Source organism: Acinetobacter sp. D009 (assembly GCF_038562025.1).
Taxonomy (GTDB): Bacteria; Pseudomonadota; Gammaproteobacteria; order Pseudomonadales; family Moraxellaceae; genus Acinetobacter; species Acinetobacter pittii.
This window is the reverse complement of sequence record NZ_CP151886.1, coordinates 2,292,688-2,303,941: the sequence shown is the minus strand read 5'-3', so window position 1 is coordinate 2,303,941 and position 11,254 is coordinate 2,292,688. Positions and strand designations below refer to the sequence as shown.

9 protein-coding genes are annotated in these 11,254 nt (G+C 40.7%); 5 read left to right on the top strand and 4 right to left on the bottom strand.

From position 1 onward, the window contains the following. Positions 1–8 precede the first annotated feature (8 nt). The 3 genes from AAC388_RS10960 to AAC388_RS10950 are packed head-to-tail and all read right to left on the bottom strand — an operon-like array spanning position 9 to position 3,620. Positions 9–812 (bottom strand): enoyl-CoA hydratase/isomerase family protein, encoded by an 804-nt coding sequence (locus AAC388_RS10960; protein WP_017399124.1) that lies wholly within the window; start codon positions 810–812, stop codon positions 9–11. 9 nt (positions 813–821) lie between these two features. Further along, positions 822–2,423, bottom strand: coding sequence for a carboxyl transferase domain-containing protein (locus tag AAC388_RS10955; protein WP_342370593.1), 1,602 nt, complete (start codon positions 2,421–2,423; stop codon positions 822–824). A gap of 24 nt (positions 2,424–2,447) precedes the next feature. Next, complete coding sequence (locus AAC388_RS10950) at positions 2,448–3,620, bottom strand: isovaleryl-CoA dehydrogenase (RefSeq protein WP_005076583.1); 1,173 nt, start codon at positions 3,618–3,620, stop codon at positions 2,448–2,450. Positions 3,621–3,764: 144 nt separating this feature from the next. Here AAC388_RS10950 and AAC388_RS10945 point away from each other — a divergent pair, with 144 nt between their 5' ends. The 5 genes from AAC388_RS10945 to AAC388_RS10925 all read left to right on the top strand — a co-directional run bounded on the left by AAC388_RS10945 (position 3,765) and on the right by AAC388_RS10925 (position 9,946). Beyond that, on the top strand, positions 3,765–4,382 hold the full coding sequence (locus AAC388_RS10945) for a TetR/AcrR family transcriptional regulator (protein WP_004793061.1): 618 nt from the start codon (positions 3,765–3,767) through the stop codon (positions 4,380–4,382). Positions 4,383–4,491: 109 nt separating this feature from the next. Next, on the top strand, positions 4,492–6,186 hold the full coding sequence (locus AAC388_RS10940; RefSeq protein ID WP_342370592.1) for an AMP-binding protein: 1,695 nt from the start codon (positions 4,492–4,494) through the stop codon (positions 6,184–6,186). Between the two features lie 71 nt (positions 6,187–6,257). Continuing rightward, positions 6,258–6,929 carry a class I SAM-dependent methyltransferase gene (locus AAC388_RS10935; RefSeq protein ID WP_342370591.1) on the top strand — a complete coding sequence of 224 codons (672 nt, stop codon included), beginning with the start codon at positions 6,258–6,260 and terminating at the stop codon, positions 6,927–6,929. 277 nt (positions 6,930–7,206) lie between these two features. Beyond that, positions 7,207–8,490 carry a DcaP family trimeric outer membrane transporter gene (locus tag AAC388_RS10930; protein WP_342371575.1) on the top strand — a complete coding sequence of 428 codons (1,284 nt, stop codon included), beginning with the start codon at positions 7,207–7,209 and terminating at the stop codon, positions 8,488–8,490. Positions 8,491–8,590: 100 nt separating this feature from the next. Continuing rightward, a complete protein-coding gene (locus tag AAC388_RS10925; RefSeq protein WP_005802478.1) occupies positions 8,591–9,946 on the top strand; it encodes an MFS transporter in 1,356 nt (451 codons plus the stop codon). A 47-nt stretch (positions 9,947–9,993) separates the two neighbouring features. Here the strand turns inward: AAC388_RS10925 and AAC388_RS10920 are convergent, their stop codons facing one another. After that, positions 9,994–11,232 (bottom strand): SGNH/GDSL hydrolase family protein, encoded by a 1,239-nt coding sequence (locus AAC388_RS10920; protein ID WP_342370590.1) that lies wholly within the window; start codon positions 11,230–11,232, stop codon positions 9,994–9,996. Positions 11,233–11,254 lie beyond the last annotated feature (22 nt).

Below are 11,254 nucleotides of genomic sequence, written 5' to 3'. Positions count from 1 at the left end.
GACCGTCCTTAATTGTTGTTATTCGAATTAGAAACCCAAGCAGGCTGTTGCTTATTTAAAAAGGCACTCAGACCTTCTTTGGCCTCACTGCCTTGACGAACTTGAGCAATATGATGTGCTGTCTGTTGTAGCAAGTCATTGCTCATGGTCTGGTTGCTTACCATTTGAATGAGTTGTTTTGATGCCGCTTGAGCATGCGGGCCACCGAGTAATAGAGCATCAATAATTTCTTGAACTTTTTTATCTAAGTCTTCGGCATCTGCTACTTCGTGCGCCAAACCAATGTGTTTGGCATCACGTGCTGAAATTCGCTCGGCAGTTAAGAAGTAACGAGAGGCTTGTCTTGCGCCAATCGCACGAATTACATAGGGACTAATGGTAGATGGAGCAAGTCCTAAACGAACCTCAGATGTCGCAAACTTAGCATCAGTACTGGCAATGCAAATATCACATGCCGATGCCAAGCCCATACCGCCGCCAAAGGCAATGCCATGTACACGAGCAATAGTCGGTTGTTTTAGCGTTGCAAGTGCATCCAACATTTGCGCAAGTTTTAATGCATCTGCTTCATTTTCTGCTGAAGATGCCTGACCTGCCTGTTTCATCCAGTTGAGGTCGGCACCTGCCGAAAAGCTTTTGCCGCGACCAGCTAGAACTACAACACGAATATCATCACGTGTATTGATTTGTTTAAAGCAAGCATGCAGCTCTTCAATGACTGTGGTGTTGAATGCATTGTGCAATTCAGGGCGGTTCAGCCAAATATAGGCAACCTGACCTTGTTGTTCGAGTTGTAAAAATTGATAGCTCATATACACCTCTTACATGCGGAACACGCCAAATTTGGTTGGCTGGATTGGAGCGTTCATAGCGGCGGCAAGGCTTAAACCAAGTACCTGACGAGTTTGAGCTGGGTCAATGACACCGTCATCCCAAAGGCGGGCAGAAGCATAGTATGGATGGCCTTGACGTTCATATTGTTCACGAATCGGTTGTTTAAATTCATCTTCTTCTTGTGCTGACCACTGGGCACCTTTTTGCTCAATCTGATCACGTTTTAAAGTCGAGAGTACGCTCGCTGCTTGTTCGCCGCCCATCACTGAAATACGAGAGTTCGGCCAAGTCCATAAAAAGCGTGGTGAATAAGCGCGGCCACACATACCGTAGTTACCTGCACCAAATGAACCACCAATAATTAGGGTAAGTTTTGGTACATTTGCGGTTGCAACTGCCATAACCAGTTTTGCACCATTTTTTGCAATCCCTTCATTTTCATACTGGCGACCAACCATAAAGCCCGTAATGTTTTGTAGGAATAACAATGGAATATTGCGCTGTGTGCATAGTTCAATAAAGTGCGCACCTTTTTGCGCAGACTCAGAAAATAAAATCCCGTTATTGGCAATAATCCCGACTGGCATACCATAGAGTGAGGCAAAACCAGTAATCAGTGTTGAACCAAAACGTGCTTTAAACTCATCAAAACGAGAGCCGTCTACAATACGGGCAATCACTTCACGTACATCAAAAGGTTTACGTGCATCACTTGGAACTACGCCATAGAGTTCTGATGCATCAAACAGTGGCTCCTCAATTTGCTTGTTTAACTCATTTGGCTTTTTATTTAAGTTCGCGACAATGTTTCGTGCAATGGCAATCGCATGTTCATCATTTTCGGCTAAATGGTCTGCCACACCTGAAAGACGTGTGTGAACATCACCACCACCTAAATCTTCACTGCTCACCACTTCGCCCGTTGCAGCTTTTACAAGAGGAGGGCCACCTAAGAAAATCGTACCTTGATTACGGACAATAATGGTTTCATCAGACATGGCAGGAACATAAGCACCACCTGCGGTACAGCTACCCATCACCACAGCAATTTGGGCAATCCCTAGGCTCGACATGCGTGCCTGATTATAGAAAATACGCCCGAAGTGATCACGGTCTGGGAAGACTTCATCTTGCATTGGTAAATAGGCACCGCCTGAGTCCACCAAATAAATACAAGGCAAGTGATTTTGTTCAGCAATTTCTTGTGCACGTAGATGCTTTTTAACTGTAAGGGGATAATACGTTCCGCCTTTAACCGTTGCATCGTTGGCAACGATCATGCAAGTGATGCCGTTGACTTGACCAACACCTGCAATCACACCTGCGGCAGGAACATCATCTTCATAAACGTTGTACGCTGCCAATTGACCAATTTCTAAAAATGCCGTGCCGACATCAATCAGTTGATCAATACGTTCACGGGGTAAAAGTTTACCTCGAGCCAGATGTTTTTGGCGGGCATTTTCACCGCCGCCTAAAGCAATACGCTGGGCAACTTGTTTGAGATCTGTGACCAATGTTTGCATGGCTTGCTGGTTTGTTTTGAAGTCTTCGCTTCGAACATTAATCTTGCTTTGTAATTGGTTCATAAGATGCGTCCTTATTTATAATTATTATTTGGTTTCATTGAAAAGTTCGCGGCCAATCAGCATGCGGCGAATTTCAGAAGTTCCGGCACCAATTTCATAAAGTTTTGCATCGCGCCATAAGCGGCCAGCAGGGAATTCATTGATATAACCGTTGCCGCCTAGACTCTGGATTGCTTCACCCGCCATCCATGTTGCTTTTTCGGCAGCATATAAAATGGCACTTGCGGCATCTTTACGTAGGCTGCGGTCATGGTCGGCTTTATCACATGCAGCACCAACAGCATAAACGAGTGCTTTACATGCCAACCAAGTTGAATACATATCTGCAAGTTTGCCTTGCATAAGTTGGAATTCACCTAAAGCTTGGCCAAACTGTTCGCGTTGATGTAAATAAGGAATTACCACATCCAGACAGGCATCCATAATGCCTAAAGGGCCAGCACTTAAAACTGCACGTTCATAGTCCAAACCACTCATCAGTACTTTTGTACCGTTACCCACGCCGCCGAGTACGTTTTCAGCAGGTACTTCTACATTGTCAAAGAACAGAGGGTAAGTGTTAGAGCCACGCATACCGAGTTTGTCTAAATGGTTACCGTGACTAAAGCCTTTCATGCCTTTTTCAATTAAAAAAGCTGTCATGCCTTTCGCGCCAGCTTGCGGATCAGTTTTAGCGTAAACCACGAGTACATCTGCATCACCGCCGTTAGTGATCCACATTTTTGAACCATTTAAAACGAAGTGATCACCTTTTTGCTCAGCACGTAATTTCATGCTAACAACATCAGAACCCGCATTCGGTTCAGACATCGCAAGGGCACCCACATATTCACCGGAAATCAATTTTGGTAAATATTTCTGTTTTTGCTGCTCGTTACCGTTACGGTTAATTTGGTTTACACATAAATTAGAATGAGCACCGTAAGACAAACCAATGGCTGCCGAAGCACGGGAAATTTCTTGCATGGCAATAATATGAGCTAAATAACCCATATTGGCACCGCCATATTCTTCAGAAACCGTCATGCCTAAAAGGCCCATATCTCCGAATTTTTTCCAGAGATGTGCAGGGAATTTGTTGTCTTGATCAACTTGTTGGGCAATTGGTGCAATTTCTTTTGCACAAAAAGCGGCTACCGAATCTTGAAGCGCAATTAAAGTTTCATCTAGACCGAAATTCAAGCTGCGTAGGTTCATGATATTTTCATCCTATTGGTTATATTTGTTGTCCATAAAATATTTTGTGGGTATTTGATAATTACCATACAATGATTTTTTGAAAAAGTGAATACAGATTCATAAAATGATTTACAATTCATTTTATTTGTTAGAGAATAAATTATGAGCTATAAACGATCATCTTTAATGCAAGAGCGGATGGAGCAAAATCGTAAATCGATTTTGAATTCAGCCAGAAAAATAATTTCAGAGGGAGGATTTAAAGACGCGCAAATACAAACAATTGCAGAGCAAGCGGGTGTATCTAGTGGACTGGTTTATCGCTACTTTGATAATAAGAGCCAAGTGCTGATTGAGGTTTTGTCCGAGGCTATTAATACAGAACTATTGGTGATTGATTCGATTACCGAAAGTGAGTTATCGGCAAAGCAGAAATTACACAAGGCGGTGGCAACCTTTGTAAAACGGGCACTGAATAGTCCTCAGCTTGCATATTCACTCATGTTTGAACCCGTCGATTCAACGGTTGAACATGAGCGTTTTCGTGTGAAGCAATTGATTAAACAAAGTATTAAAAAAATACTTGCGGATGGAAATGCAAGTGGTGAGTTTGTCTTGGACGATTTAAATACAGCAGCACTGTGTGTTGTCGGTGCCATGACCTATGTGGTGGTTGAACCCCTAGACCCAGCTCAAAATACAAAGTTTGATCATGCGCACAAAGACTATTTTTCAAAACAGATTGCTGACTTTTGTGTAGATGCTGTGCAGAAGAAATAGGGCATATAAAGGATAAACATTACAAAGTAGGCGGTTTGGAAAAGTAGTTGCAGTAACAACAATTAGATCAGGTAAGAAGAGAATTAAAAGAATCAAGGAGAATGATTCAATGCAACAAGAACGGTTAAGCTACGCCTCGGGACCAAGCACACAGCCCTTATTGGGTATGACCATTGGTGAACAATTCGATCAGGCCTGTTGGCAATATGCAGAAAAGGAAGCAATCGTCAGTTTCCATCAAAACAGACGATTAACCTACAAAGCTTTACAGGATGAAGTAAACGCTTTTGCGTGTAGCCTTTTAAAATTGGGATTAAAAAAAGGAGATCGCTTAGCGATCTGGTCGCCTAATTGTGTGGAATGGACGGTAACCCAATTTGCAGCTTTTAAAGCAGGGATTATTTTAGTCAATCTAAATACAGCTTATAAAAGCCATGAACTTGAATATGTGTTGAATAAAGTCTCATGCAAAGGATTGATTATTGCTTCTCAATTCAAAACGACTGATTATCAAGAATTACTGACAAAAATTGCCCCTGAGTTAGCCAACAGTCCAGATAAAGTGCTCAGTTCAGCGCGACTGCCACATTTAAAATTTGTCATTAAAATCGATGATCAACAACATACGGGTATTTATCGCTTTAGTGATTTAGTTACTACACCAACTTCTGAACAGCTAGAACAATTAAAACAATTAGCGAAGCAACATCAGTTTGATGAAACCATTAATATCCAATTTACTTCAGGTACAACAGGTAACCCTAAAGGGACCATGTTGACCCATCATAATATTTTAAATAACGGTTATTTCGTGGGGGAAGGCATTCGTTTAACCCCTCAAGATAAAGTTTGTATTTCTGTGCCGTTGTTTCATTGTTTCGGCATGGTCATGGGGAATCTGGCATGTGTGACACATGGTTCAACCATGGTCTATCCATCGGCGGTATTTAATCCTTTAGAAACTTTAAAAGCGATTCATCAAGAACGTTGTACGGCAGCTTATGGCGTGCCGACCATGTTTATTGCCACTTTAGAACATGAACAGTTTAATGAATTTGACCTGTCGAGCTTAAGAACAGGCATTATGGCAGGTAGTCCTTGTCCACGTGAAATTATGCAACGTGTCATAGACCGAATGCATATGTCTGAAATCACCATTTGTTATGGTATGACTGAAACCTCGCCAGTGAGTGTGCAAAGCTCGGTAAATGATTCGATTGATAAACGAGTAAGTACAGTTGGGCATGTTCATCCGCATGTTGAAATTAAAATTGTCGATTTAGAAGGCCAGATTGTTCCGCAAGGAACTTTGGGTGAGCTATGTGTTCGCGGTTATTCAGTCATGGCTGGCTATTGGGGCGAAGAAGAAAAGACCAAAGAGGTCATTGATTCAGCTGGCTGGATGCATACGGGTGATATTGCCGAAATGGACCAAGATGGTTTTATTAAAATTAAAGGCCGTATTAAAGATGTGGTGATTCGTGGTGGGGAAAATCTGTTTCCAAAAGAAATTGAAGACTTTTTATATACCCATCCAGATGTAAGCGATGTACAAGTCATTGGCTTACCAGATGCCAGATATGGCGAAGAACTTTGTGCTTGTATTATTTTGCATGACCATCATCAAATTGATGAAGACAGTATTCGCCAATTCTGCAAAGAGCACATTTCTCATAATAAAGTACCGCGTTATGTCCGATTCTTTAATGAGTTTCCAATGACTGCTTCAGGCAAAGCGCAAAAGTTTAAATTGCAGGAAATTATGCGAGCTGAACTTAATTTAACTGGAAATGTCTTTGACTAAAGAAGTCGTAAGCCCATTCAAAGTGCAGCAAACTATAAGTTGAAAGGCAGTTTAAATAGAGGATAAGCAAAATGGCAAAAGACTTTAATAACCCAAAGGTAGTCGAAGGATATGACGAACATATTCGTAAATTAATTCCGGGTTATGAAGTGATCCATCAACAGGTGGATGCCATTTTGCAATCAGTGTTGCCGCCAAATGCTCATATCTTAATTGTGGGTTGTGGCACGGGGTATGAACTCGAATATTTACTTAAACGTCATCCAAACTGGAAATTTACAGCAGTTGATCCATCTTTGACTATGCTGCAAAAAGCTCAGGAACAGGTTGAACTTTTAGATAAATCTTCTCAAGTCACCTTTGTTCACGGTGAAACGTCAGCTTTAGCTCTTGAGAATTGCTTTGATGCTGCACTTTCTATTCTCGTGGCTCATTTTATTGCAGATGACATAAAACCTGTTTTTTTTAAGGATATTTATGATCGCTTAAAAGAAAAAGCGATTTTGCTGACCTACGATTTAATGACGTGTGTAAATCCACAGCATCTTCAAGCTTTACGTTATTTATGTTTGGCACAAGGCTTAACAGAAGAACAATGTCAAAAAATGTTAGAGCGTATGGCGCAAGACTTTTTTAGCCTAACCACTGAAGGATATATAAAACTTTTAGAAAAAACTGGTTTTGAAAGTGTGCATCCTTATACGCAAATTTTGACGTATCAAGGGTTTATTGCAAAAAAATAATGGATTTGGGAAAGCGTTAATACGGATATAAAACCTGCATATTCTCAATGAGGAAGAGAATATAAAAACTGAAAAGAATTAGAAGATTTAGCTTTACTTAAAACAAATTAAAAGTGGTTTTCAGGCCGCTTTAGGGAGGTTTTGTCTAAAAAAATATGATCGAAGGTCTTTCTTGTGAAAGAAAGGCAAATTTTAAGCACCTATTTTAGATAGGTACATAACAAAAAGGACGTCGAGATCTTTAAGTCTATTTAAAGATCAAAAGGAAAATTTCATGATGAAAGTTTTAAATACAACGGTTCAAAAAAGCCTGTTGGCTGTTTCTGTGACCCTGTTTATGTCTTCCGCTTTGGCTGGTCAAACAGATCCTGAAATAGCACAACTTCGCCAAGAAATGAAAGAACTTCGGGCTATGTTACAAGCCAATATGCAGGCGCAAAAATCTTTATCGCAAGGACGAGTGGAGCTAGCAACTTCTGCAACGCCCCAAGCTATTCAGCCTACAAAACAAGGGTTAACTAAGTCTGGCGCAGAATTTAACTTATATGGTTATATACGGGCAGATGCTTCTTATCAAATGAAGGGCGCATCTACGATGTATAACAATATTAGCGGTGTTCCACTTGAGAACACGCCGGAAGAATCTGCACAAAAAGACCAGTTGCACAGTACGGTTAATGTGACACGTTTCGGGTTGAATTTTAAAACCCCAACTGCTGCGGGTGATGTGGGCGGGAAACTGGAAATGGACTTCTTTGGGGCAGCTACTCGTGATCAGTTTCGGATACGCCATGCTTATTTAACGTTTGATAAATGGCTTATCGGTCAAACGTGGTCAACATTTATTGCACCCGAATATTACCCAGAAACGATTGATGCAGGCACATTTGTAGGCAGTGCATTATTAAGATCACCGCTAGTTCGCTATAGCGATAACTTAACGGCAAATACAAGCTTTGCAATATCGGTTGAAGATCCGAAATATACTGCGACCTCAGACCCAGATAATAAAATGCGTTTACCAGCGTTGGTAGGTCGCTTAAATCATAAATTTGCCAATGGCTCGATGTTGTCCGGACGTAGTTTTGTTGCCGAAAAGAGAACGAATAATGATGAAGAAATGTCTTGGGGCGTAGGCTTGGGCGGTAAATACCAAATTACGCCCGATACATTACTCAAAGCCGATTATTACCATGTCAAAGGAGATGGGCGTTTCCTGCTATGGAGTAACAGCGGCTATGCAATAGATGATCAAAACAATATGCATAGCAATGAATTTGACACCGTTTCTTTAGGTATTACTCATCAATTTACACCGCAAATTCGCTCGACTTTAGGCTACGGCTATATGAAAGCCAAAGATGATAACCGTTTTGCCGAATTACAACGTAATAGCACCACCCAAAATAAAGAGCTTTGGCAGGGCTGGGTGAATGCACTTTATAACCCATACAAACCAATTACCTTGGGCGTCGAATATGTGTATGGCGAACGAGAAACTTTTGATGGACGTAACGGGATTGATAACCGCTTCAATATGATGGCGAGTTATGACTTTTAATTTATTCAATAAAACCTTGAATAATTTGTTTTTTCTTTAGGGTGCAGTATGTCGTTTTAAAAAATTGAATATGAATTTATCTCACAAAGGAGGTGAGTAAATGACAACATCTAAATTAAATGTAAATGAAGTTATTGATCAGGCCAGATTTACCCCTTTTCACTGGAGTATTTTACTTTGGTGTTTATTAATTATTATTTTTGATGGTTATGATCTGGTGATTTATGGCGTGGTACTGCCTTTGCTAATGCAAGAGTGGTCGTTAACAGCTGTACAGGCGGGGATGTTAGCAAGTACAGCACTATGCGGAATGATGTTTGGGGCAATGTTCTTTGGAACATTGGCAGACAAAATAGGCCGTAAAAAGGTAATTTTAATCTGTGTGACTTTTTTTAGTGGTTTTACCTTTTTAGGTGCTTTTGCATCAAGCCCACTTGAGTTTGGGGTACTTCGGTTCTTGGCGGGACTAGGCATTGGTGGGGTTATGCCAAATTTAGTTGCACTTACATCAGAATATGCGCCTAAACGTATAAGAAGTACTTTGGTGGGAAGTATGTTTAGTGGTTATGCAATTGGGGGAATACTTTCAGCATTGATCGGTAGTTATTTGGTTGAAAGTCAGGGGTGGCAAATTATGTTTTTAATTGCCGGTATTCCATTATTTTTATTACCTGTCATTTGGAAGTTTTTACCTGAGTCTTTAACCTTTTTAGTTAAGACGGGTAAGACTGAGCAAGCACAGCGCATTATTCAAAAAATTTCGCCTGAACAAAACCTAACGATCACTACGCAATTAGTGCTTAATGAAGATAATGTTCCAACAGGTAGTTCTGTAAAGGGATTATTTCAACAAGGCCGTGCTTTCAATACACTCATGTTTTGGCTCGTGTTCTTTATGTGCTTGCTCATGGTGTATGCCTTAAGTAGCTGGTTACCAAAACTCATGCTGGCAGCAGGTTATTCACTCGGAAAGAGTATTTTGTTCTTGCTTGCTCTAAATGTTGGCGCAATGATCGGTTCAATCGGCGGCGGTATTTTGTCTGATAAATTCCATTTAAAACCGGTAATTATGGGAATGCTATTGGCGGGAGTTTTAGCTTTAGTCGGTTTAGGCTTTAAGTCACCCGCCTATGTTTTATATGGTTTGGTGACCGTTGCAGGAGCTGCAACGATTGGTACTTCAATTCTTCTTTATAGCTATGTTGCACAATATTATCCACTAAGTGTGCGTTCTACTGGGATTGGCTGTGCCTCTGGTGTAGGTCGAATTGGGGCTATTGTTGGACCTATCTTAACGGGCCTGTTATTGGGTTTAGAGTTACCACATAAGATGAATTTTGTGATGATCGCAATCCCTGCAATTTTAGCGCTTTTCGCCGTCATGGTTTTAAGACGATATGCAGCTGAAAAACAGCCTATTACACCAAAACTTAATGTCGAGTTAGAGGGGAATTAATCCATATTGATACAGGTAGGAAGCAAATTCCTACCTGTATCTAGACATTAATTATGGAGTAACTGGTTTACATCAACCAGATTTGCCATTTGTTGATTCCCACGGTCATTCGGATGTAAATGATCTCCCGAATCATAAATTGGATTTAATCGGTCAGGATGCTTAGGGTCTTTTAAACCTCGCTCAAGATCAAGTACGCCGTCAAATGTATGGCTGGTTCTGATCCAGTGATTAATGCGCTGACGTAATTCATCTTTATTCGGTTGATAGTAGTTATCAAGAGGAGTATTTGGTAAAGCTCCTGAAAATGGTAATAAGGTTGCTCCAATCACTTGAATACCTTGGCGATGTGCTTCATCTACAACACGTTTATAACCTTGAGTAAGTGCTTCAAAAGTCGGTATTTGTTGTTTAGGTGCAAAAGCAGTACCGGGCCATGAAATATCATTAATACCCACCAGAACAATTAATGTTTTCACACCTGAATATTGAAATACTTCTTTTTGTAAGCGTTCTAAAGCACTGTCACCCATACCGTCGTTAAGTAACCGATTCCCTGAAATTCCACTATTAATTACCGCGACTTGATGTGGTGATAAGTGCTTAGCTAAAAAGTCGGTCCATCTCGTATTTGCATCTAAAGTTGCAGTTGCTCCATCGGTAATGGAGTCTCCAATGACTGCAACAACATGGGCTTTACGCTTCGGTTTTACTTCTACAGCCGACAATAATAATCGCGCAGTTGTGGTTTTGGCACTGCTAGGCGTATTTAAGTTCGCAGTCTGGTTACCCGTAATGAGCCAACTGGTTTGTTTCGCATCCCAATGAAAAGTTTTAAATTTAGTGGGCTTTTGAATAAAGCTATTTACCATTAACTGTGCATGATCTGGAACAGGGAGCTGGATTGGATCACTCATCAGTTGTTTGCCTGGTAAAATTTGTGCTTTAAGCTTTCCAGAGAAATAAACTGGATAAGCACTCTTTGATTTAAGACTTTGTCCTTTGACTAGCCCCACGGTAGTTTTATCAATATAAAGCGGTTGATCACCATATTGATTTGTAAAAACGAGTCTAATAGCTTCACCACCTAAACTAATTTGACTAATTTGTTTAATGGTCTGATTCGAGATTTGATCTGGAATATTTGTCGGGAAAACGAAATCTTTATTCCAGACTTTTTGTGGGCTAGCTGCCCAAGTGGTAACCCACTGGCTCTTTTGTACTTCTGCTTGTGCAAAGCTCGTAAATAAAACAAGAGAGAATAGGGCGGGTTGATAAAGTTTCATCTCGTGAACTCTTTAAAACGAA

Coding starts and splice junctions, on each gene's coding strand:
- AAC388_RS10945 (WP_004793061.1), top strand. CDS start 3,765: ATGAGCTATAAACGATCATCTTTAATGCAAGAGCGGATGGAGCAAAAT.
- AAC388_RS10955 (WP_342370593.1), bottom strand. CDS start 2,423: ATGAACCAATTACAAAGCAAGATTAATGTTCGAAGCGAAGACTTCAAA.
- AAC388_RS10935 (WP_342370591.1), top strand. CDS start 6,258: ATGGCAAAAGACTTTAATAACCCAAAGGTAGTCGAAGGATATGACGAA.
- AAC388_RS10940 (WP_342370592.1), top strand. CDS start 4,492: ATGCAACAAGAACGGTTAAGCTACGCCTCGGGACCAAGCACACAGCCC.
- AAC388_RS10925 (WP_005802478.1), top strand. CDS start 8,591: ATGACAACATCTAAATTAAATGTAAATGAAGTTATTGATCAGGCCAGA.
- AAC388_RS10930 (WP_342371575.1), top strand. CDS start 7,207: ATGAAAGTTTTAAATACAACGGTTCAAAAAAGCCTGTTGGCTGTTTCT.
- AAC388_RS10950 (WP_005076583.1), bottom strand. CDS start 3,620: ATGAACCTACGCAGCTTGAATTTCGGTCTAGATGAAACTTTAATTGCG.
- AAC388_RS10920 (WP_342370590.1), bottom strand. CDS start 11,232: ATGAAACTTTATCAACCCGCCCTATTCTCTCTTGTTTTATTTACGAGC.
- AAC388_RS10960 (WP_017399124.1), bottom strand. CDS start 812: ATGAGCTATCAATTTTTACAACTCGAACAACAAGGTCAGGTTGCCTAT.